We start from the raw sequence: 23,702 nt of genomic DNA, 5'->3' as shown, positions 1-23,702 counted from the left end.
GCAGTAAGGGGGATCATTCATGCACACAAACTCAAACCACCTCGACGTTTCGCCGCGCGCAGTCAACCGCCGCACCTTCTTGGCCGCGTCCGCGGCATCCCTCGCCGCATCGCCGATCCTTGGCGCGCCGCGCGTCAGCGCGAACGAAAAGGTCAACGTGGCGCTAATCGGCTGCGGTGGGATGGGCCTCGGCGACCTTGCCACCTTCCTCGCCAATCCAGAAGTCGAGTGCCGCATGGTCTGCGACGTGGACGACAAACACATCGCGAAGGCCGTCGATCTCGTCGAGGCCAAGCGCGGCCATAAACCGAAGACGACGAAAGACTGGCGCCGCGTGATCGATCGCAACGACATCGACGCCGTGCTCGTGGTCACGCCGGATCACTGGCATGCATTGCCGACGATCTACGCGTGCGAAACCGGCAAGGACGTCTATTGTGAAAAACCCCTCGGAAAGACCGTGCAGGAAGGCCGCGCCATGCTCGACGCGACGAAGAAACACAAGCGCGTCGTGCAGATGGGCACGCACTGGCGCAGCGGCCGGCATTACTGCGAAGCCGTCGAGTTTGTCCAGTCCGGCAAGCTTGGCAAAGTGCGCCAGGTCCGCGTGTGGGCCTACCTCGATTGGGTCGGCGGCATCGGCAATCCGCCCGACGGCGCGCCCCCGCCCGGCGTCGATTACGACATGTGGCTAGGCCCCGCGCCGCTGCGACCGTTCAACCCGAACCGGTTCCACTTCAACTTCCGCTGGTTCTGGGACTACGCCGGCGGACTGATGACGGACTGGGGCGTCCACCTCATCAACATCGCGATGTGGGCGATGGGCACGGAACCGCCGCGCAGCGTGTACTCGATCGGTTCCAAGCGCGTCATCGACGACAACACCGAAACGCCCGACACGCAAATCGCGGTGTACGATTTCCCAACGTACACGCTGATCTTCGAACACCAACTGAAAGGCGGCGTGGGCATCGGCGGGCGCCCGCACGGCATCTGTTTCAGCGGCACCGACGCCACGCTCACGATCGACGAACAGGGATGGGAAGTCGTCTCCGAACCCAAACTCAAGACCGTCGAATCGAGCAAGCACGGCCCGGGACCCGACGCGCGGCCCGCGCACGTGCGCAACTTTCTCGATTGCATGAAGTCGCGCGAACAGCCCGTCGAGAACCTCGAGATCGGACATTTCGTTTCGACTGTCGCGCATCTCGGGAACGTCGCATTGCGCAGCAACTCGGCGATCCGATGGGACCCGGCAACCGAAACCGCAAAAGGAAACGACGCCGCGAACGCATTGCTCCGCGCGGACTACCGCGCGCCGTGGAAACTACCCGTATGACTATTCGATCGCATTCTCGTGCTCGTGCTCGTGCTCGTGCTCGTGCTCCTCTTGAAATACCAAGAGCGCTTGGCCATTCACGCAACAAGTCCCATAGGTCCCATAAGTCGCATAGGTCCTATCGCTCCCATTGTTCCCATGAGTCCCCGCGCCTCGCCATTCCCATAGCAGTTCAGGTGAGGCACGGCCTCATGACGACTCGTAATTGTAATCGTGAATTCATCCCTGATTTCACTACATCGCCGACGTTATCAAGGAACCTGCCATGATCCACAAAACCATTCCAGTCTTCTGCATACTCGCCCTCGCCGCATTTTCCGCCGCCGCAACCGAATACCACATCGCTCCAACCGGCAGCGACACCAACGACGGCTCCGCGGCGCATCCCTTCAAAACCATTTCCGCCGCGGCCGAACGCGCGCAGCCAGGCGACACGATCACCGTACACGAGGGCATCTACCGCGAATGCGTTACTCCCGCGCGCGGCGGCGAATCCGACAAGCGACGAATCGTGTATCAGGCGGCGCCCGGCGAGAAAGTGGAAATAAAGGGTTCCGAGATTGTCAAAGGTTGGGAGAAAGTTCAGGACGACACCTGGAAAGCCGTCATCCCCAACACACTCTTCGGCGCGTTCAATCCGTACAGCGACCTGATCCATGGCGACTGGTTCGATCCAAAAGGGCGCGATCACCATACCGGCGCCGTCTATCTCAATGGCGATTGGCTGATGGAAGCCGCGACGCTTGACGAGGTGTTGAAACCCGTTGGCGATGGTCCGCTCTGGTTCGGCCAAGTGGACAACGACACCACGACAATTTGGGCGCAATTCAAGAATGCCGACCCCAACCGCGAAACGGTCGAGATCAACGTGCGCCAAACCGTCTTCTATCCCGCAAAGCCCGGCGTCAACTTCATCACCGTGCGCGGGTTCACCCTGCGCGACGCCGCAACGCCGTGGGCCCCGCCGACCGCGGAGCAAATCGGCCTAATCGGCACGCATTGGAGCAAGGGCTGGATTATCGAGTCGAACATGGTGAGCCACTCGAAATGCGTTGGTATCGCCCTCGGCAAGTACGGCGATCAATGGGACAACACCTCCGCGAACACCGCCGAAGGCTACGTGCTTACGATCCAGCGCGCGCTCGAAAACGGGTGGTCGAAGCAGAACATCGGCCATCACATCGTGCGCAACAACACCATCTCGCATTGCGAACAGGCGGGAATCGTGGGGAGCCTCGGCGCGGTGTTCTGCCGCATCTACGGAAACACCATTCATGATGTCCACGTTCGCCGCTTGTTCGGCGGCGCGGAAATGGCCGGCATCAAGATTCACGGCGCGATCGACACGGAGATTCGCGGGAATCGAATTTATCGCACGATCCTCGGCATCTGGCTCGACTGGATGGCCCAGGGCACGCGCGTCACGAGCAACCTCCTCTACGAGAACGCGGGCCAGGACCTGTTCGTCGAGGTCAACCACGGACCGTTCGTCGTCGACAACAACGTTTTCCTCTCCGAGACTGCGTTGCTCGATATGTCCGAAGGCGGCGCCTACGTTCACAACCTGATCGCGGGCACGCTGATACAACGTCCGGAACTAAGCCGGTCGACGCCGTTCCACAAAGCGCACTCGACCGAACTCGCCGGCCTCGAAAAAATCCAGGGCGGCGACGACCGCTTCTACAACAACATCTTCGTCGGCCACAACGGCCTTGCGGAGTACGACAAGGCAACGCTGCCCATCCACGCTTCGGGTAACGTCTATCTGAAGGGCGCCGCGCCGTCGAAGACCGAATCGGACCCGCTGGTTCGGCCGGATTCCGACCCGGCAATCGAACTTCGCGACGACAACGGCACACTCGATCTCCACATCGCGATCGATCCGGACTGGTTTGCGGCAAGAAAATGCCAATTGATCACGACGAAGGAATTGGGCGTGGCCAAGATCAGCGGGCTCCCCTACGTGAACTCCGACGATTCTCCCCTGCGCATCGACAAAGACTACGTCGGCAAGAAACGCGCCGCTTCGCGCCTTCAGCCCGGCCCGTTCCAGTTGCCCGCGGGAGACAAGCACACACTGCGCGTCTGGCCGCTCGACGAATAGGATCGCGCCGGCAGCATCTATTCCAATTCACGTTTGGATCGATTGCGTTGACATCCCCCTAAATCCCCCTTCAAAGGGGGACTTGAATCCATGCGACATCGTCGACGTGCGAATCTCAAAGTCCCCCTTTGAAGGGGGATTTAGGGGGATGTGCACTGCGAACTTTCCCTCTGCTTCTCCTTACATCCATTCTCGAAAACATGTTACGCCCACATCTTCATCGCTACCTGCGCGACGTGACGTCCCAAATCCTTCGCCGTACCGATGCCGAAGGAATCGTCCGCGATGGAATCATCTTGATTCCACAACGTCGCGCCTATTCGCACCGACGGCTGCCCCGTCCCAACCGCAATCACGTCCTGCCCCAGCAACGCCGTCTTGATGGACTGAACCGTCAGCTCCTGTCCGCCGTTTCGTGAGCTGCCAACCGCCAGCGCGCCAACGACCTTGTTCTGCCATCGGAACCCGTCAGCCCGAAACGCCATGCACCGATCGAGAAACGCCTTGCACAACGCGCTCATAGTGCCGAAATACACCGGCGACCCAACAATAATACCGATGATCGTATCGTCGGATAGCTTGGCCTGTAGCGCGGGAAAGTCGTCGCGCTCTCCTTCCTTCAGTGGAACGCCCGCCGCTATGTACGCGGGTATGCTCATGTCCGCGAGTTCGATCAATTCCGTTTCGATCCCCTTCACCTGCTCCTGCGCGGCGGCGAGACAAATCTTCAGCGCTTCGGTGGTCGTCTTTCCTTTCCTGGGACTGCAACCGATGCCCACAATCTTGTACGCCTTGCGTGTTTCCGCTTCGGCCGGCGCGCCGAACGCGCGTGCCGCTACGACGGCGCCGGTCATGGCAAGAAGTTCTCTACGGGCAATGGTGTCTTGCATGGTCTGTACTCCTGATATGTGCGTGATGCGAGACGCTACGGTTTGGGCTGATTGCGTTCGGCTTCCATTCGCTTGAACGCCGCGAGCGGGCAGGTAACGCTCGCGAGGTACACGGGGTTCTGTTTGTGGTCGCCTTCCGGATGCATGCATTCCCACGGCGATCCGAATTCCGGCCCTTTGCGGAAATCGCCGTCGCGGAGTTCCTGCACGTACGCGCGCGCGAGCTGTTGCGCCGCGGGCCAATCGGCTTTCGCGATCGCGTAACATACCCAACCCACTGGCGTTCCCCAATACGCGCCGTTCTGGTACCGGTTCTTTGCGACATCGGTCTTCTCCCACGCGGTGGACGCGCTGAAGTCGTCGCTCGTCGGCACATGGCGGATGTTCCCGCGCCACGCCAGCGTGCCGTCGCGGTAGGCTTGTGCAAGCGCCGCGCACGCGCGTTCCGTGCGCGACCGGCCGAACGCGCCGATGTACACGCCATACGCCGTGCCCCACACGTCGGGTTGTCCGCTGAGACCCGTTGACGCGCGGTACAGGCCGCTGTCCAATGCAAACGTCGCTTCGATCGCCGCGCGAATGCGTTCGGCGTCCTCGCGGTACCGCGCCGCATCCGCGTTTCTTCCCGCCGCGTCGAGCAATTCCGCGAGGTGTTGCGCGGCCTGAAATTTCAACAAGGAACAGAACAGCAGATCGCCGGTGTGGATGATCGTGTCCACGAATCCAAACGTCACGCCGCGATTCGATTCGTCCGCGTACACGAGCCCCGTATCGGCCCGCGACGGCGGCATGCGATACGCCTCTTCCATCCGTTGCAGCAACGGCTTCCCGCGCACGTCGGTCGCGAGTATGGCGCGGTCCTTTGTGCGTGCGACGTAATGATGCGCCATCGCAATAAAGAAATACGCATCGTCGAGCGAAGGCAGCACGCCCCACCGCGCGCCGCCCTGCCCCTCGTAGTCCTCAAGCGTGCCGGGATAAAAGATCGGTTTGTTGCCCAAGCTGATGTGATCGGGGATCGATCCCGGCGTAACGACGCTGCCATTCGCGAGACGCCACTCCGAATCCTGCTGATGGCTCGCGGTCAGCAACAGCATGTGGCGCTGTTCGTCCGGCGTCACCAGTCCCGAGTCCAGCGACATCGCGTAGTCGCGAATCCAAAACGCCGGATACGAATTGCGTCCGCCGGGACGAATCAGCGTGCCGCCGGTCGCATTAGGGCCGATCTCGCCCACCTTTTGTTCGGGCGCGACGCGCGACGCATCCATCACCGCCGCCGTCATTTCCTCAAGAAAACGCGAATCGTCCTCGCTCAACAACGGGTCCGCGGAACGCTCCGGACCAGCGGAGACAGCCATCAGACCGACGGCCAGCAGAGACAACATCGCATATCCCTTCTTAATGTTCCCGTGGTCTTTCTCGTGCTCGTGCTCGTGCTCGTAATCGTGCTCGTAATCGTAATCGACCTTCTCGGCCATCTCGTCCTTTCTCGTGCGCGTGCTTCGCAATCGTAATCGTTTACCGACACGTGTCTCGCGTTGCGTCCACCATGTCCACGATTTGCATCCACCTACCGAACCGGCGTCAGCCTCAGCAGCGCAACTCCGCGCGTAGGAACTTCCGCCGCAATCGATCCGGTACGCGTTTCAACATCCTGCTGCCGCCACAAATCGCGCACGCGTTGCTCGCCGTTCACATGGATATCGCCCCACGCCGCCGTAATTGTCTGTGTTTCTTCACCGCGATTAAACAGTCCGACAGCGCACGATCCGTCCTCCAGTTCCTTCTTCCAGATTTCCCATCCGCGCCCGCTCACGGCCAGCGCGCCCTGTTTGCCGAGCGGGTCCTGATCGACGTCGATTACTTCCGGGTTGCACAGCACATTCAGCGTGAACGCATCGAGGCGCGTCATGTCGCCGCTGTAAAACAACGGCGCGGCCATCAGGCACCAGAGCGACATGTATGAGTACTGTTCGTGCGCCGAGAGCGGGCACGGCGCGGGCTCTCCCAGCTTGCGCGCATCGCCCACAAACCCGATTTGAATGTAGTCGGGATCGTTCCATGCCCCGGGGCGCGCATACGGCGCGTGCGCGGCGTTTCTCACGGCCACGTCGTGGTACTGCGTCAGCTCAAACCCCAGATCGCCCGCGGTACGCCAGCAGTTTCCGCCGACCTCTTCGCCCCACGTCCACACGCCGCCCATGCCGTACTGGCAGAGATTGAAGACGATGTCGCGATTCTGCTCCCGCAGATGCGCGCTCATCATCTGGTATGGTTTCTTCAATTCTGCCAGGCTCTTGTCCTTCGCGACGCGGTCGTACGAGCACCAGTCGTATTTCAGAAAGTCAAAGCCCCACTCGGCGAATTGCTTCGCATCCTGCGCCTCGTGTTCGTAACTGCCCGCGTATCCGCCGCAGGTGAGCGGACCCGGCGATGTGTAAATGCCGGCCTTGAGTCCCTTCGCATGGATGTAGCCGGTCAGCGCGCGCATATCCGGGAAATATGCGTTCGGCACGATGTTTCCGCTGGCGTCGCGCAACGGCCCAACCCGTTTCGGGTCATCGCCCTGCGGCGCGTTCATCCAGCAATCGTCGATGTTGACGTACTGATAGCCCACGTCCGCCATGCCGCTCGAGACCATGATGTCCGCTGCCTCGCGCATCATCGCGTCGGTGATCCGGTTGTAGTGCGCGTACCAATGGTTCCAACCCATCGGCGGCGTCAGCGCCAGCGTATCGCCCACGACAATCCGGAAACCGCGGCTCGCCTCCCCGTGCCCGTTCTTCGCGTGGAGCGTGATCGAGTAGGTCGCCTTTTCTGTGCTCGCGATGCGTCCGGAGATGATTCCTGCGTTCGCATCGAGCGCTAGTCCATCGGGCAACCCATCCGCCGAAAACGTCATCGGCCGGATGCCCGTCGCGGGAATTCGGAACAGGAACGGAGATCCCGGCCGGACCCCGCAGACGCGCGCCCCGTTGATGCGTGGACTGTCCGGCGGCCGCGGCGTCAGTATCGGACGCTCTTCCCCCGTCGCCGCGCGAGCGCTACCAAAAGCTCCGGCCATCGTGACAAGGAACAGACACAGTAAGCCCGTGAACGTTTGCCTCATGGCGATTTCCCCCCAAATCCATGAAGAACCCCTCTTGAATTGTACAACGGGGATTCGAGGAACAGCCACCGACGGAGGGGACGGTCACCGTTTCGGTGGCTGTCCCCGCACCCTCTTGAAACCGCCGCAGCGGTTCGCGTCATGTAGACCGTGGAGAATCAGAAGGACGAAGACGATGGAAAGGAAACGGAAATCGTGTAGCGGTTGAGGAATTCGGATGCACGGATTTCATCGGCGCAAACGGGACTGGGAATAGCAGTACTGTTCAGCTTAGGGCCTTTGGACCCCTTTCGTTCCCTGGGTCCTTTACACGCCCTTACCGTCCAAGCAGGCGCGGCGTCGGCACGACGCGGATATCCGTCGTGTTGAACCGGCTAAGTCCGACAAGCACCTGCGGCGACGCGATCGTGGGTTGCGCCGGCGCGGTGGTGCTGCCCAGCATGGCGACTGCGCCCAGCACGACGGCCGCGCCCATCAGCGCGCTCGTCGCCAAGGCGATTGCGGGTTTGACTTGGTTCATTAACGTAGCCATAGCTAAATCCATCCGCGAGGCGTTCATACCCCGCACCGATAATACCACACAACCTCCAAAAGTTCCCGGGGCTTGCGCCCGCACAGAATTGGACGCCGGCGCCGGGCGGCTATTCAATATCCTTGGACAGCCCGGCGTCGCTGCGATTCATGTAAGTTATTTGCATATAATGGCTTACATCCCATACCCGCCCCCGATCTTTCTACGACGACGAATACCTGCCTCCGACCAGCCTTTGCGTCGCGCCACGGCTGTCCGATACGCTCATCGGGGGGACTATTCGTTCGCGATCGGCGCATAACCGTGGACCCTTTTCGTACGCAGCAGACAGGCTAGCGCAGGCGTCGCGGGACGAGACGTGAGGAAGCGCATGCCTTCTGAGGGCGAAACGGCCGACAAGGGACCGCACGGGCGGCCGCGGACAGCGGTTTTTGTGATCGTACTCGCGTCGTTTCTCCTTGGATCGTTGGTAGCGCTGGCTCCGGTCATAGCGATAGTTGCGTGGGTAAACCGCTATCCAACTCGGTCGGATGTGGACCAAGCGTTTTCAGCGTACTCCGCAGGCGAACACGACTGGCAACGATTCGAGCCGCTGGCGAAACTGATGGACAAGCTTCGGCATCCGAACTCCCGAAGACAGGGTCAGGCCTTCGACTACGCGGCGCGACGATTCGAGGAAACGTATCGTGAAACGCACGACGAAGTAGTCGCGTCTGTGATCTCGAGAGGTCTCAATCGGGACATCTGTTGCGAGGTGCAGAACGGGTTGTGCCAGGTATATGAAGAGTTACTGCACGATCCGCAATTCTTTGACTACTTTCGCAATAGCCGCGAAGCGCAAATGGCCCTGAGAGCGTGCAACGGCGCGAATCTCTCCACGGAGGAGGTTGAGGCGCTGGTAAGCGGAGAGATTACGTCGATGGAAGAATTCGAAGCGCGGTTCCGGAGCACGGAAGAAACGACTCAGGAGATCACGCATGAGTAGCGCGACCACGTCAGATCAACGATATCGTAGGCCGCAATCCGTGCTCGTGCTCGTGCTCGTAATCGTAATCGTAATCGATAATTCGATCATTTCGCCTTGTGCGGAGACAAGATCAAAGCAGAGCTTTTCAAGAGCGCGTTGCCAAATGGAAATTTGGCAACGGGAGTGACCCGGTGTACACGGCAGTACTCGCTGAAAAAGTAATGGAACAATCGTCATGGAATTCGTAAAACGTCACAAGATTCTCTCCACAATCCTCGTAATCCTTCTGCTCGTCCTCGGCTTTCTGGCCTATCGAATGAAGGGCCCGTATCGCTCGTACCGCGTCAGCCTGGACTTGCCGGCAGCGGGTGCGCCCGCGCCGGGGGTGCTTGAGGTGGGCGTGGCGATGCGCGACATCACGCCGGACCTGAGCCAGTACGACACGTGGACGGATGCGAACAACGACGGCAAGTACAAGGAATCCGACGGCGACACGTGGCAGGACACGAACGGCAACGGCAAGCGCGACCTCGTGTGGATGGCGGGGTTTTCGAGCAACCGCCCCGCGAAGGGCGTAAACGATCCGCTCTGGGCGCGGGCGATCGCGTTTCGCAACAACGGCGTGACGGTCGCGATGGTGACGATTGACAGCATCGGCATCCTGCACGAGAAGTTCATCGCCGTGCGCAAGGCGATCGATCCGTCGCTGAAGATCGATCACGTGATGTTCTCGACGTCGCACAACCACGAATCACCTGACACAATGGGCATATGGAGCAACATGGACGGCGTGAAGGCGATCGTACTGAAGGAGAACTTCGATCACGCGTACATGGCGAAGGTGCAACAGGCGTGCAAGGAGGCCGTCGAGGAAGCCGTGCGCGGCCTGCAGCCAGCGGACATGACGATCGCGGAGAGCGAGATCGAGCCGGAGGGATTTGTCGACGACAGCCGCCAACCGTTGGTGTATGACCTGAAGGTGTGCTGCGCCTGGTTCACGAAGCACGGCACGGAAGAGACGATCGCCACCATGGTGTCGTGGGGCAACCACGTCGAGACCTTGGGCAGCAACAACTCGCTGCTCACAAGTGACTTCCCGCATTACCTGCGCGAGGGACTCGAGAAAGGAGTCGGCGATCCGAACGGCGTCGAAGGGTTTGGCGGCACGGCACTGTATTTTCAGGGCATGGTCGGCGGGCTGATGACGCAACTGCACACGACCGTGCCACACCGCGACGGCCAGCAGGAGTTTCGCGAGGCGTCGTTCGAGAAGGCGCAGGCGCTGGGCGAAAACGTCGCCATCGTCGCTGCAAAAGCATTGCGCGGAGAGAATGTGGTGAAGGTCGAGAACCCGCGCGTGTCCGTTGCGGCGCAGACAATCTTCGCGCCGATCAGCGGGATGTACGGTTATGCGATTGCGCTCGGTCTGATTCACCCGGGCTGGTATTGGGGCAAGGCGAAGACGGAAGTCAATGCGTTCCGGATCGGCGAGTTGGAGATCCTGACGATACCCGGCGAGCTGTATCCCGAGATCGCGGAAGGCGGCATCGAATCGCCGGACGGCGCGGATTTCCCCGGCCCGCCGATCGAGGTGCCGCCGCTGCGCCACGAAATGCGCGGCAAGGTCAACATGATCGTCGGCCTCGCCAACGACGAGATCGGCTATATTATCCCGAGGACGCAGTGGGACGAGAAACCGCCCTTCGCGTACGGCAGAACGGACAAGCCGCAGTACGGCGAAGAAAACTCCGGCGGTCCCGGCGTCGCACCGGCGATCCACCGCGAATCGCTGGCGATTCTGAAGCGGCTGCGCGAATTACAGTAAGTTGGCCGGCGAGTTTGCCGGCCAAAACGGTGGCGGGCAGATGCAGCACTTCCTCGCTGTTTCCTCGTTCCCAAATTTCCATTTGGGAACGCACTCTTGAAAAGCTCCGCTTTGATCGCGTCATGCGGCGTCCGCTTCGCCGGAGGCCAAGGCCGCGTCTGCACGCCACAGCACATCCTCGCTATTTCCTCAATCTTGTGAATAGCGGCGCAACGGACCCGAATCGAGGTCGAACGCTGCGCCAATTCTTTCTTGCTTCTTTACACGCGTGCCGCGCTGCGCACAGCGAAATCGCACGATAATCGAAGTGCGTTCAAAATTCTTTTCCGCGCGTCTCCCGTAATTTACTCCCACTTGGCAACAACCCTTGGGAGTACCGCCATGATCCAACGCAGCCGCGCCAGCCGGTTTATCGTCTACGCCAGACCCGAGTTCATGCAGTTTCGCACCATCCAGGAAAAGATGTGGTACGAAACGCCGGAGGAGATCGAAGACGGTCTGCGTTGGGGCGAGGAGAAAGCGGCCCTCCTGAAATGGGTGCGGCGCCAGATGGGGCGCCGCCTCACCAAACGCGAGCGCCGCTGCATCGAGCTGTACTTCTTCGAGGGGCTCACCTTCCGCGAAGTGGGTGACCGGACGGGCACGAACGCGAGTTCGGCGTATCGCGCGATCGGGCGCGCGATTCGTAAACTGCACAAGGCCGCGGCCAAGGGCGAGGGCAACCTGGCAAAGGCTATGCCGAAGGGCCGGCGTTTTCGGGCAACGGATTGAGCGCGCGCGCGATGCGCAGGAACAGCGTCACGGTTTCGTCGAGGCGGCGCTGCGTGTCCGCGCCGACGATGCGCTCCGGCGTCACCTCGAGTTCGCTCGCGTGCACAAACCGCGGAACGATCACGCTGCGAAAATCCAGCATCAGGCTGTTTGCGATCCCCATGTGCGCCATGAAACTCGCGTCGCCGCCCGTCGCGCAGACAATCGCAACGACCTTGTTCTGCCACGCGGTGCCCGTAAGTTCGATGACATTCTTGACGCTCGAACTGACGTTGAAATTGTACACCGGGCAGGCGAGAAAAATGCCGTCGGATTCCGCGATGCGCCTCGCCACCGATTGCGCGTTTGCATCGAGCGCAGTCATGCCTCCGTCGCACAGCGGCATCGGGAAATCGCGCAGATCGAGAAAGTCCACGTCACCGCCGCGCTCTTCGATACGCAACGCTGCCGCCCGCGCGAGCACGCGGCTCCGGCTCTGAGGGTTCAAACTGCAACTAAGAACAAGGTACGCCATCTTCCCTCACGGAGTCCGCACGACCATCAACCGCAGTTCGGTCATGTCTTCCATCGCAAATCGGATTCCCTCGCGCCCGAACCCGCTGTCTTTCACGCCGCCGTACGGCATGTGGTCAACGCGCCACGACGGCACGTCGCCGATCACGACGCCGCCGACCTCGAGCGTGTCCCACGCGCGCTGCGCCTTGTATAGGTCGCGCGTGAACACGCCCGCCTGCAACCCGTACTTCGTATTGTTCGCTTCCGCGAGCGCCTCGCCAAAATCGGCAAACGGTTTCAGGCACGTGACCGGCCCGAAGACTTCCTCGGACCACAGCGGTTCATCGTTTGGCACTCGCTCGACCACTGCCGGCGCAATCATCACACCGTCGCGCGTACCGCCGCACAACACGCGCGCGCCGCGCTTCGCTGCGGACTGTAACCACGTTTCAATCCGCTTCGCTGCGGGCTCGGATATAATCGGCCCAATGAACGTCTGCTCGTCGCGCGGATCGCCGCATCGCAGTGCGTTTACCGCTACCACCAACTTGTCCCGAAACGCGCTGTAAATTGACTCGTGTACCAGCACGCGCTGCACGCTGATGCAGCTTTGGCCCGACTGGTAGTACCCGCCGATGACGACACGCTGTACCGCGTCGTCGAGGTCCCAGTCGTTATCGACGATGCACGCCGCGTTGCCGCCGAGTTCCAGAACGACTTTTTTCTTGCCCGCGCGCGCCTTCAAATCCCAGCCCACATCCGGCGATCCGGTGAAACTCAACAGTTTCAGCCGCGGATCCGTCGTAAACAAGTCCGCTCCGGAACGCGAACACGGCAAAATCGAGAATGCGCCATCCGGCAGGTTCGTTTCCGCCAGCACTTCGCCGATCAGCAACGCGCCGACCGGCGTGCGGCTCGCGGGCTTCAAGATGAACGGGCACCCCACCGCCAGCGCTGGCGCAATCTTGTGCGCGACGAGGTTCAGCGGAAAGTTGAACGGCGATATGAACGAGCACGGCCCAATCGGCACGCGCTTCCACATCCCGCTGTAATTCCTCGCGCGCGCGCTGATATCGAGCGGCAGTACCTCGCCGGTGATCCGCGTCGATTCCTCCGCAGCAGTGCGAAACGTATCGATCAGGCGCGTCACCTCGCCGCGGCTGTCCTTGATCGGTTTGCCCGCCTCGATGCAGAGCGCCATCGCCAATTCGTCAAACCGCGCGCCGAACCGCGTTACGCAATGCATCAAAACGTCGCGCCGCTCGTACGCCGCCAGCGCCCGCATCGGTTCCGCCGCCTCGACGGCCTTTCCAATCGCGTAATCGATTGCGTATGGGTCCGCCTCGGCAACCCGGGCCGCCACTGCGCCCGAATACTTGTCGGTCACCTCGAGCGAATAGTTCGGCGCAACCGGCTTGTTCGCCAGGAAATATGGATACGTCTCCCGCAGCATCACCGAAGTATACCGAACTCCGCCATTTGAGTGCATGGCGTAGTGGTCGAATTCTGCCGTTCTTACACGCATTCCGTTACTCCGAATAGCGCGCGGTGCTTTCCGCGGCGCCGGCTGAATCTATCCCATCTCATTGCTCAACTTGCTCCCATTCCACTCATTCTTTCCGCGCCATTCGCTTCCCGCATCCCGATCGCGTACACTACCGCTTTCCACAGCGGCGTTCCCGGGGGAGAGGTTTCATTCGATGGATCCCAATGGCATCCTCATTTTCGGCGGTTCAGGCAGTCCCAATCTCGCGGCACGAATCGCCGAATACCTCGGGTTGCCCGTGGGCCGGAGCGAAGTCCACCGATTCTCCGAAGGCAACCTCATGGTGCGCGTGCTCGAAAACGTCCGCGGGCGCCGCTGTTACCTCGTGCAGTCGACGGCGTTCCCCGCCAATGACAATTTCATGGAATTGTTGTTTTGGATCGACGCGCTCAAACGCGCGAGCGCCGAAAGCGTCACCGTCATCATGCCGTACTTCAGCTACGCGAAGGGTGACAAGAAAGACGAACCCCGCGTTTCGATTCGCGCGCGTGTCTGCGCGGACGCCATCGAAGCCGCCGGCGCGGACCGTGTTGTCACCATCGATCTGCACGCGCCGCAGATTCAGGGATTCTTCCGCATTCCCGTCGACGACCTGTATGCGTTGCCCGTGCTGGGCAAGGCAATCAAGTCGAAGAAACTCGACAATTTGATTGTCGTGTCGCCCGATACGGGTTTCGTGAAGCAGGCGCGCCGCTACGCAACATTGCTCAATTGCGATCTCGCCATTGGCGACAAGCAACGCAGCGCGCACGACGAAAACGCGGAAATCCTGCAAATCATCGGAAACGTCAAGAACAAGACCGCCGTCATTGTCGACGATTTCACGATTTCCGCGGGCACGCTCGTGGAAATGGCGGGCACGCTCATCGAGTGCGGCGCGAAGTGCGTATACGCCGCCGTCACCCACGGCGTCTTCGCCCCCGGCACCAAAGAGCGCATCGACGACAGTCCGATCACGAAACTGCTCGTGACGGACAGCATCGAGACGCAACCTACGCCCATGTCCGACAAGGTCGAGGTCGTCTCCGTCGCCCCCTATCTCGCCGAGGCGATCCGCCGCATCCACAACCGCGAGTCCATCAGCGTCCTCTTCTCGAACGTTTAGCGCAATTCAAGAACTGTCGTAGCCGGCATATCCGGCGGTTTTGTCTGCGCCCGCGGTAGTGCTACCCTCGCGCCATGCCCGACGCCGAACGCACCCGCCGCGAACTGCGCAACCGCGCGAAGCTCGCGCTTTGGCTGGCGGTCCCGTTCGTCGCGCTCATGCTGCTCGTATCCCCGCGCGGCGACTTCCCGCTCAATGACGACTGGGTCTACGCGAAAATGGTGCAGGCCCTCGCGGACCGCGGCCACTTCGGGCTCTCGCCCTTCAGCAACGCCTATGCCCTCACGCAAACGCTCTACGCCGCGCCACTCGTAAAACTGTTCGGGTTCAGCTTCACGCTTCTCCGTCTCACCACCATTTTCATGGGCTGGGTGACCGTCTGCTTCACCGCCTTCACCGCGCGCGAACTCGGCCTGTCCAACCGCGCTGCCGTTCTCGCCGCGCTCACCGTCTTCGTCAACCCGCTTTTCATCAACCTCTCCTACACCTTCATGACCGACGTGCCCTTCTGCGCGTTTGCGATGATCGGCGCGTACTACTACGTGAAGGCGTTGCATCGTCCGACAACAACTAACCTGCTGTTGGGTACACTGTTCTCGATCGCGGCGTTCTATAACAGGCAATTGGGCGCGTTGCTTCCCGTTGCTTTCGTATTGGCGGGCGCCATAACAAGCCGAAGTTCGTTGCGAAACGCGCTAAATTGGCGGCTGGCGTTGCCCTTTACACTGTGGCTGCCGGTATTGATATCGCTTCCATTCATTAGCGTACCGACGCACGAACAACTTGAAGTTACCGTTGCACGCCCCGACACGATAAGCACGTCGTTACTTGCTATAGGGCAGCTTTCCGGAACATTGGCAAGTTACATCGGTTTGTCTTTCGTGCCAATCGCTGCTGGCATTGCGATAGGGCTGCGATACCCGTCCAGTCGACGCCTAATGCCTTCCTGGAACCGAGTATTCTGGATATGGTTTGCGTTCCTCTTCGCGGGGAACATGGCAATTGGGATGATCCCCTGGATGCCAAACATTATTCGCGATTTTGGCATTGGGCCGGTTCCGTTTTCCTTTCTCAAATCCCGCTGGGAAATGGGAATTCATTTCGCCCCCGTACAAATCGGATTGGGATGGTTTGCGATCGCGATTACGGCAATCGCTGCGTTCGCCGTATGCGTCGACACGATCATTCGCCGGCTCCGATTGAAACCTCATCGCCAGCCCGCGTTGCGAAGATCACAGTTGTACTTTCCGCTGATCGGCGGTTTGATGCTTCTCGCCGCCCCATTCACATTGACCATTTCAAACTACTTCGATCGGTACATATTGCCTGCCGTTCCACTATTCGCTGTTCTCGTATCGCTTGGCCTGGGCTACCGTCCGACTCTCCCGCGGATATGCGCCGTCTCCGTTTTTCTCGCCATGCTCTTCACGTGGTCGGTCATTGGCCTTCAAGACTACATGGCCTGGAACACGGCACGCTGGCAGGCCATCGACATCCTGCGCACGAAATATCAGGCGCCCGACAGCGAGATCAATGCCGGGTTCGAATTCAACGGCATGTACACGAGCGGCGAGTACTTGCGCCGCACGCGCGACGAACCCGAAACGTTTAAGCGCAAAAAGTTTTGGGTGATTGGCGAAACCTATCGTGTGTCGCCAGAGGACCTCACCAAGCACCATGATTTCTACGCCATTCTCGAGACCGTTCCGTATTACTCCTGGCTGGGGTTCGAGACGCGGCAGATGTATGTGCTCCGGCACAGAAACGCCGCGCCTTGAGTTGTGCGCCCGTACATGTCACTCATCTCTTAGCCCAACGTGTTGCACTTTCGGCGCGACTTCGCTACGCGAAACGACCCCCCTTTTGAGTTGACAGGCAAGTTCGATCCGTATGTAAATCGCGGGCTGCCCGGCCTCGAGCATTTTTGCAAGACGAGGGGTACACTGTTGACGAAACCGGGGCTAAGTTTCGTGTACCGATAGGGTTATAAATCGTGGCGTGTTGGATAGGACATGAGGTCAAGCTGAACTCCACACTAGTGGTTCGTGCCTCTTAAAGTTAGGTGTGCCTCAAAAAACAGGGCGCCGACGTGTAGACAAATGCCGCCCGGCACGGAGACCGGGCGCTACAATCACTTGCAGACAAATGCCGCCCGGCACGGAGACCGGGCGCTACAATCACTTGCAGATTAAAGCGGCATGAACTACCAGTGGAATGCCGCCCGGGATGGACCCACCGTCGCCAAGGCTTTGGAGGGTTCAGCCGGGCGCTACAAGCATCGACAAAATCGATTGACGGGGACCACTGGCGACACGTGCATTAGTGCGTATGCGTCACTACTTGATCGACGACAGATATGCGATCAAGTCGGCCATTTGCTGTTTGTTGATGGCTTCTTCCCAGCCTTCGGGCATGATCGAGAGGTTGTCGCTGCGGATGTTCTCGATGTTGACGCGGAGGATGGTGTCGGTTTCGCCGTTGGCGCGTTTGAGGGTGATGCTGGTGGCGGACTCGGACGCGATGACGCCGCTGTGCGTTTCGAGGTCGTAGGTGTCGATCGTGTAGTTCATGTACTGCGGGTTCACTTCACGGTTGGGGTCGAGCACGTTGATGAGGATTTTTTCCGCGCCCGCGTTGGCGACGGTCGATAAATCGGGGCCAACGGCAAAGCCCTTCCCTTGCAGCATGTGGCACTTCGAGCAGTTGTCGAGATAAATCTTTTTGCCTTCGTCGACGTTGCCGCTCAATTGCAGCGCTTCCTGGTACGCATCGACAACGTGCTGCCGTGATCCGTAGTTGAACTGCGCGAGCAGTTTTTCCGCGCGGCCCTTGATGTCGGGGTCGGCGCTCGTTTGCAGCGCGCGGATGCGCGTCGAATCGAGCTGGTTCGCTTTGATCTGCTGCGCCTCGATGGCGTCGAGCAGCTTCAACGTCCAGGCCTTGCGCGAGAACAGCGCCTCGATGGTTTGCGCGCGGACTTGCGGGCTGAAATCGTTCCACCCTGCGACGAGGATTGCGGCGATCTCCGGGGCGTCGAACTTGCGCAGGCCTGCCAGCGCGGCAAGCTGCACTTCCGCCGGCTGCAACACGTTCAGTAACGGCGGCAATACGTCCTTGTTCTGCTCGAAGGAGTCGAACCCGAGCGTCTTAATGGCGTCCACGCGCGCGGCGACGTCCGCGTTTGCATCCGGCGCGGTCTTGCGCGCGTTCTCGAGCGATTGTGCCAACAGCGCCTGGGCCTTCTGCGACTTCGCGAGAATGTCCTTCGCCTGCGCACTCTTACCGCCAATGGTCAATCCCTGCATGAGCGCGCGCACCTGGGCCTGCGCGAGCGGCGACTCGTTGCCGGGCAGCGCGTCGATGCCGGCAAGCGTTGACGTAATCTCAAGATCGATCCCGCGCGCGCCGACCTGTTCCGCGAGCGACGCGAGCATGGACGCGCTTTCCGGCTTCGCGCGATATGCGTCGTCGGCAAGCAACGTTGCGAGCATGCTCGCCGATCCCTCGAACGACGAGCTCAGAACCGCGAAATGCACCCACTTGTCCGCGCCGTCTTTCTTCGCGAGTTCCACCAGCGCGCCATACGCGTCCGCGTGCAACGCGTCGCCCAACGTATAGGCGAGTTGGTAGCGCACGAGGTTGTTGTCGTCCGCGGTCATGGATACGAGCTTTGCCAACACCTCTGCGTCCTTGATGAACGCCTCCGCGAGGCGCACGGCATTGGCGCGCACCATCGGCGACGAATCGCCCAAACCATCCAGCACCAGCTTGGGCGTTAGCGCGCCAAGCGTGCTCAACGCATAAAGCGCGTTCTTGCGTCCAAGTTCGGCGGGGCATTTCTTCGCAAGGTCTTCAAGCGCGGGCACGACGCTCTTGTCCTGCCGCTCGCAGATAAGGCGTGCTGCGGTCTCGAAGTGCCACGCGTTTTTGTGCGCGAGCAGCGGCACAAGGTCCGCGGTGGACGCCTTGCCGAGTTTCGGTATCTCCGGTTGTGTGAAGCCATCCGGCACGATGCGCCATAAACGGCCGCGGTCGCGTCCGCTGGTGAGGTCAAGATGTTTCTTGATCACCGGCGGCAAGCTCGCGGGATGTTCGATGTACTCGCGGTACATGTCGAGCACGATGAGGTTGCCGTCCGGTCCGTTCGCGAACTGCACGGGACGGAACCAGATGTCCGTCGAGCGCACAAACTCGGTTTTCTCCTCGCCCGCGGGGCGGTGGGCCTTCAAGCTGACGCCGTCGGGGTCCATTACTTTGCGGTGAACAAGGTTGCTGCCCACGTCGCCGATGAACGCGTTATTGCGGTACTCGTCGGGCCATGCGTCGCCGCGATAGATCGTAATTCCCGTCGCGCTCGTGAAGTAGCCCGCGGGCGTGCCGCCGCCTTCGACGATGCCGGGTGTAATGCCTTTCACGCGCAGCCGCGTGCGGACGATGCGCCACGGTTCGACCGGGCTGATGCGAAACACGTCCGCCGCCGGACCATCCACGGGAATGTCGACGCGAGGGTTCGGCGCGGAGAGATAGGGGTTCCGCGCGGTGTAGCGATCTTCAAATAGCACGAGTTGGATGTGGTAGCTGTTGTGACAGACGAATTTGCGGCCCCAATCGTCGTAGCTCATGCCGTACTGCGCGCCGCCGCTTTCCGCGAACATCGCGCGCGTCTTCGGGTCCCACGCAAAGTCACGCCCGCGAAGCGACAGGACGGGCGCCTTCGGATCGTTCGCGAGCCGCGCCTCGGCGCCGGTGCTGCTGGCGGACGCGTGGATGCGGCCATCCGGCCCCCAGAGAAACGTGTTCATCATGCCTTGCACGTTGTTCCAGTTGAAGCCTGTGTAGACGGTTTCGTTGATGTCGGCGGCGCCGTCGCCGTTCGTGTCCTTGCAGTAGATCAGATCGGGCGGAATACCAATAAAAACTCCGCCGCCGTAACAGGCGACGGCCGTCGGCCATTTAAGGCCGGTGAGAAAGTCGTAACGCTTGTCGAACTTGCCATCGCCGTCGGTGTCTTCGAGCAACGCGATGGCGCTGATATCTTCGTCTCGCTCTTCCGAGTAGCCGCACATTTCGACGACGTATGCTCGGCCATCTTCGTCGAACGCAACGGCAATGGGATCGCGCACCAGCGGTTCCGCGGCGATGAGTTCCATCCTAAATCCCGGCTTCACTTCGAAGGCGCCGGCCGCGTCCTTGGGCTCGGTCGGCGCGATGCGCGGTAGCTCGGAGCTGTAGTCGCGGTCGATGCTGTCGTGTTCGGCGGGGTCTTGGGCGACGGCGGTTATTGCCATCAGAAAGGCAGCGCAGACGAGAGTATGACGCACGAGAATATCCTTTCGGGTTTGAAGCGGAAAGTATTGCGATGACGGAAGGCGTAATGCAAGGGAAGGGACGAAAAGGACCCAAGGGAGGAACAGAGTGTACGGAAAGTATGGGCGAGCGGACGGCGGAGGCGCTACTTGCGTGTCTGTCGATCGCGTTCGGCGAGACGCGCACGGGTCATGCGTTCGCGGAGGCCGCCTTCCTTGAGGAAGGCCGATTCGAGGTGGCGGAGTTGTCGATCGAGGAGATAGTTGGCCTGGTGAATGACGCAGATCAGGATGTTGGCGACTACTTCGGCCGGACGCGTGTCTATATAGCTCCGATAGGACTCATAGGTTGTATGTTTGTTTGCCCCAATTTTCCGCACGAACGACGCTTCACGGCTCGACTTGTCCCATAACGGAAGATTGCGCGTACGCAAGAAATCCTTGTAGTCTTCAAGAAGCTCCTCCAAACTAGCGCGGGCTACATTCAAGAGCTTAATTTCGGCTTCTTTTGACGTTCCCGAAATCTGCGTTCCCTCGACGATATTTTGTTTGCCGGAGCGCGCCGCTTGAACCATTTGATCGTGGGTGCGGTCGCGTTTGTCGATAAACCGCTGGCAAAATCGAACGGTGCCTTGGTAGACGACCAACGCCTTCTGATATGAAAGCAGACTTTCATAGCCACCATGCGGCGGAATAAAGGATTCGGCCATCAGTACGGCTTCCCAATGACTTGGCCTAGAACAAGTAAGCCAATCATACAGGAACACGGTGGCCCTCGCATAGGACCTATACGTCCCATAGGTCGTATTTCGCTCTCTCCTGTCCCTCCTTTGAATCTCCTCCTCGGCGCCGCGCCGTATTCCAGCGCATGCCGTATTCCGGCCCATTGCCGGTGCGCCCCGGGGTTTGTTAGCATGTCGCTTTGTGTTTGCCCCAGGCTGCATTAGTTCTAAGGAGATTGACGATCATGATTCGATTCAAACACGCGATCGCCGCGGGCGTGGTCGCATTGGGTGCGGCGGTGTCGGCGCATGCGGGCGCGATCACGGGCACCATCAAGTTCGAGGGCGAGGCGCCGGAAATGAAACCCATCGACACGAGCGCGGTCCCCGAGTGCCACGCGATGCACAAGGACAAACCGATCGTGAACGAAGTGCTTGTGATGGGTCCCGGGCAGACGCTCGGCAACATCTACGTCGAAGTGACCAAGGGCGTGCCCGCGAAGGACTATCCGGTTCCCACGGACCCGATCGTGCTCACGCAGGAAGGCTGCCGGTACGCGCCGCACATGTTCGCGATTCGCGTCGGGCAGAAGCTGAAGATTCTGAACCCCGACGGAATTCTGCACAACGTGAACTACCTGCCGAAAACCAACAAGCCGAACAACGTTGCGATGCCAGCGAATTTGAAAGAAATGGAAGTGACCTTCGACAAGGCGGAAGCGCCGTTCCAGTTCAAGTGCGACATTCATCCGTGGATGGGCGCATACTGCGCCGTGGTTGCGCATCCGTTCTTCGCGGTGACGAAGGAGGACGGCGTGTACTCGATCGATGGTCTCGATCCCGGCGAGTACGAGATCACGGCATACCACGAGCGGCTGGGCAAGCAGTCTGCCACGGTGAAAGTGGCCGAAGGCGGCGCGACGCAGGACTTCACGTTCAGCCGTCCGGCGAGAAAATAGCGCTGCGTATTTCCAATTGTGAACGCGCCCCGGGACGCTCGATTCGTCCCGGGGCGGCATTTTTTTGTGATCGAAAGTGGCGCTTGATGTCATCGTAACAGGTAGAGAGCCGTTGTCGGCCACAGTGGCGAACGGTCGAGAAAGGCGCGATGCGAAACTCGTTTGGGCGCGCGGTAGTCGTCGCAGTAGCGATCGCGATATTTGCCGCGATTGTGCTTTACCTGCGCACTGCGCCGGCGCAGCCCGAACAGTCGGGTGCGGCGGCGCGGAACTCCGGCCGGGCTCAACTACCCCAACCCGAATCCGGCAACGATGAGCGCCGGTCGCTCACGCCCGAGGGGAGCCGGACGTCCGTTCCGGCCGTGCGTTCGCCGTTGGAGCCGGTTGCTTCGCGAAAGCCCGCCGACTTCGCGGAAGCGATCACGAAACAACTGCGCAAGGCGCCGGCAACGCGTGCCGATACGCCGGCGAAAGCAACGGCTGGCACACTCTCGGGGTCCGTTACCGGCCTGCGTGAAGGCGAGTCAGGCGGCGTGTTCGCGATGAAGGGCAAGCTCAATTTTGCCAACGTGACCGAAGACGACCTGTACGACTACGGCGGCATAGCCGATGGGGAGGCGCGCTTCACGAACGAAGGCACGTTCACCATGCGTGGACTGGAGCCGGGCGAGTACACCATCTTGGCGCTCTCGGAGCGGTTCGATGAGAGCGGTGAACGCGAGTTTCGTTACACGCACAAAGTCGTCGAGATTCGGGCGGGATCGGAAACGAAGCTATCACTGGCGCTCGATTGAGTCCCTTTCAGCAATCTTCGATACGACGCGTGCCGCCGCGGCACGCACGTCCGGGTTGCTGTCGACAGTCTTCGCGCGTAACGCATCCAGCGCGGGACGCGCCCTCTCTCCCAACAGGTCGAACGCGGCGATCGCATCGAGCTGCACGGCGGGGTTCGAGTCCGAGAGTTCGTGAATGAGCGTGGGAATGACGACGCTCGCCGATTCGCCGCACTCGATCAACGCGCGGCACGCGGCCACGCGCACTTCGGCGTGATCGTCCGCGAGCCGGAACCGGAGCGCGTCAACGGCCGAGGGATCGTTGTGCGACCGCGCGAGCGCGAGCGTCGCGGCAAGGCGGACCGTAGCCTCGGAATCGTAGAGCGCGTTCACGAGGCGCGGATCGGCGCGGTGCGTCCAATGCGCGATCATTCCGCTGGCGCGCACGGCGCGCATCTGCACCAGTTCGGACGGATCGCGCAGGCAATTGCCGATGGCCACGCTGACCGCGGGAATCATCGGCCCAAGGTCCGGCGCGAATTTCTGCAAGAGTTCGATCGCGCGAAAACGCACGCTCGACTCGCGGTCGCGCAACGCGGCGATGAGATGCGGCGCAACGTTTTGCGGGGCGTGTTCGTATCGTTCGAGCGAGTTCAACGCCTCGACGCGCACTTCCTCTTCCGCGTCGTGCAGCGCGACGCCAAGCGCATTGAGGAGATATTGTTCCGCAGGAAGCACGCGGGACAGCGCGGCGACGGCCTTCACGCGGACGCCGGCATTGTCGTCGCGCAGGCACGTCACCAACGCGGGCGCGGCGGAAGACGCAGCGATGCGCAATCCGCCCAGCGCCTCCGCGGCGTGCATACGCGCGCGCGCGGACGACGAGTCCAGTCCGCGCGCGATCTCCGACACGGCGTGTTGGCCGTGGGGATCGATTCGCGCGATGGCGGAAATCGCCGCGCGCCGCACGTCGTCGTTCGAATCGTGAATCGTTTCGACCAGCGCCGGAATCGCGCTCTCCGCGTTGCGACCGAGTTCGGCGAGCGCGTGCGCGGCGACGGATCGCACGCCGTCGTCGGCGTCGCGCAGGCAGACGACTAACTCGGGCACGGCCGCCGCCGCGCGGTTTCCGAAGCGCCGGAGCGCGGCCACACACCAGTGCCTCACCGTAACGTTCTCGTGGGCGGTCTGCCGACGCAGCGACGTGATCAGGCCCGGCGACGTACCGAGCGCGGTGCCACCCCACTCCCCCAACACGA

At 60.9% G+C, this 23,702-nt stretch carries 18 protein-coding genes; 9 read left to right on the top strand and 9 right to left on the bottom strand.

Annotated elements, in window-relative coordinates:
- Positions 1–19 precede the first annotated feature (19 nt).
- Together HUU46_01285 and HUU46_01280 are read left to right on the top strand one after the other, a co-directional pair.
- Positions 20–1,339, top strand: a complete 1,320-nt coding sequence (locus HUU46_01285; protein ID NUM52252.1) for a Gfo/Idh/MocA family oxidoreductase — start codon at positions 20–22, stop codon at positions 1,337–1,339.
- A gap of 265 nt (positions 1,340–1,604) precedes the next feature.
- Positions 1,605–3,443 carry a right-handed parallel beta-helix repeat-containing protein gene (locus HUU46_01280; GenBank protein ID NUM52251.1) on the top strand — a complete coding sequence of 613 codons (1,839 nt, stop codon included), beginning with the start codon at positions 1,605–1,607 and terminating at the stop codon, positions 3,441–3,443.
- Between the two features lie 203 nt (positions 3,444–3,646).
- Here the strand turns inward: HUU46_01280 and HUU46_01275 are convergent, their stop codons facing one another.
- The 4 genes from HUU46_01275 to HUU46_01260 form a co-directional block, all read right to left on the bottom strand.
- Positions 3,647–4,333, bottom strand: coding sequence for a flavodoxin family protein (locus HUU46_01275; protein ID NUM52250.1), 687 nt, complete (start codon positions 4,331–4,333; stop codon positions 3,647–3,649).
- 35 nt (positions 4,334–4,368) lie between these two features.
- Positions 4,369–5,811: a hypothetical protein gene (locus tag HUU46_01270; GenBank protein ID NUM52249.1), complete on the bottom strand. Its 1,443-nt coding sequence runs from the start codon at positions 5,809–5,811 to the stop codon at positions 4,369–4,371.
- A 92-nt stretch (positions 5,812–5,903) separates the two neighbouring features.
- A complete protein-coding gene (locus tag HUU46_01265) occupies positions 5,904–7,442 on the bottom strand; it encodes a putative Ig domain-containing protein (GenBank protein NUM52248.1) in 1,539 nt (512 codons plus the stop codon).
- Positions 7,443–7,758: 316 nt separating this feature from the next.
- On the bottom strand, positions 7,759–7,974 hold the full coding sequence (locus tag HUU46_01260; protein NUM52247.1) for a hypothetical protein: 216 nt from the start codon (positions 7,972–7,974) through the stop codon (positions 7,759–7,761).
- 370 nt (positions 7,975–8,344) lie between these two features.
- Between HUU46_01260 and HUU46_01255 the strand changes: the two genes are divergently transcribed.
- The 3 genes from HUU46_01255 to HUU46_01245 all read left to right on the top strand — a co-directional run bounded on the left by HUU46_01255 (position 8,345) and on the right by HUU46_01245 (position 11,537).
- On the top strand, positions 8,345–8,959 hold the full coding sequence (locus tag HUU46_01255; protein NUM52246.1) for a hypothetical protein: 615 nt from the start codon (positions 8,345–8,347) through the stop codon (positions 8,957–8,959).
- 217 nt (positions 8,960–9,176) lie between these two features.
- Positions 9,177–10,766: a hypothetical protein gene (locus HUU46_01250; GenBank protein ID NUM52245.1), complete on the top strand. Its 1,590-nt coding sequence runs from the start codon at positions 9,177–9,179 to the stop codon at positions 10,764–10,766.
- Positions 10,767–11,147: 381 nt separating this feature from the next.
- Positions 11,148–11,537 carry a sigma-70 family RNA polymerase sigma factor gene (locus HUU46_01245; protein ID NUM52244.1) on the top strand — a complete coding sequence of 130 codons (390 nt, stop codon included), beginning with the start codon at positions 11,148–11,150 and terminating at the stop codon, positions 11,535–11,537.
- On the opposite strand, the gene HUU46_01240 is transcribed toward HUU46_01245, so the two are convergent.
- Both HUU46_01240 and HUU46_01235 read right to left on the bottom strand, forming a co-directional pair.
- Positions 11,500–12,051, bottom strand: coding sequence for an NAD(P)H-dependent oxidoreductase (locus HUU46_01240; GenBank protein NUM52243.1), 552 nt, complete (start codon positions 12,049–12,051; stop codon positions 11,500–11,502). The two genes, HUU46_01245 and HUU46_01240, sit on opposite strands and share 38 nt — an antisense overlap.
- A 6-nt stretch (positions 12,052–12,057) precedes the next feature.
- Positions 12,058–13,485, bottom strand: a complete 1,428-nt coding sequence (locus HUU46_01235) for an aldehyde dehydrogenase family protein (protein ID NUM52242.1) — start codon at positions 13,483–13,485, stop codon at positions 12,058–12,060.
- Between the two features lie 247 nt (positions 13,486–13,732).
- Between HUU46_01235 and HUU46_01230 the strand changes: the two genes are divergently transcribed.
- Positions 13,733–14,683, top strand: coding sequence for a ribose-phosphate pyrophosphokinase (locus HUU46_01230; GenBank protein ID NUM52241.1), 951 nt, complete (start codon positions 13,733–13,735; stop codon positions 14,681–14,683).
- Positions 14,684–14,757: 74 nt separating this feature from the next.
- Complete coding sequence (locus tag HUU46_01225; GenBank protein NUM52240.1) at positions 14,758–16,461, top strand: glycosyltransferase family 39 protein; 1,704 nt, start codon at positions 14,758–14,760, stop codon at positions 16,459–16,461.
- Positions 16,462–17,019: 558 nt separating this feature from the next.
- Here the strand turns inward: HUU46_01225 and HUU46_01220 are convergent.
- Positions 17,020–20,004 carry a c-type cytochrome gene (locus HUU46_01220; GenBank protein ID NUM52239.1) on the bottom strand — a complete coding sequence of 995 codons (2,985 nt, stop codon included), beginning with the start codon at positions 20,002–20,004 and terminating at the stop codon, positions 17,020–17,022.
- Between the two features lie 131 nt (positions 20,005–20,135).
- Positions 20,136–20,699 carry a four helix bundle protein gene (locus HUU46_01215; GenBank protein NUM52238.1) on the bottom strand — a complete coding sequence of 188 codons (564 nt, stop codon included), beginning with the start codon at positions 20,697–20,699 and terminating at the stop codon, positions 20,136–20,138.
- A 257-nt stretch (positions 20,700–20,956) separates the two neighbouring features.
- Here HUU46_01215 and HUU46_01210 point away from each other — a divergent pair, with 257 nt between their 5' ends.
- A complete protein-coding gene (locus tag HUU46_01210) occupies positions 20,957–21,670 on the top strand; it encodes a hypothetical protein (protein NUM52237.1) in 714 nt (237 codons plus the stop codon).
- A gap of 149 nt (positions 21,671–21,819) precedes the next feature.
- Complete coding sequence (locus HUU46_01205; protein ID NUM52236.1) at positions 21,820–22,464, top strand: hypothetical protein; 645 nt, start codon at positions 21,820–21,822, stop codon at positions 22,462–22,464.
- Here HUU46_01205 and HUU46_01200 read toward each other — a convergent pair.
- Positions 22,447–23,702, bottom strand: a 1,256-nt coding sequence (locus tag HUU46_01200) for a HEAT repeat domain-containing protein (GenBank protein NUM52235.1), incomplete at its 5' end; no start/stop codon positions are given. The genes HUU46_01205 and HUU46_01200 overlap by 18 nt on opposite strands.

The organism is Candidatus Hydrogenedentota bacterium (assembly GCA_013359265.1).
Lineage (GTDB): Bacteria > Hydrogenedentota > Hydrogenedentia > Hydrogenedentales > SLHB01 > JABWCD01.
The sequence above is the reverse complement of the archived record's forward strand: the minus strand, read 5'-3'. Positions and strand labels throughout refer to the sequence as shown.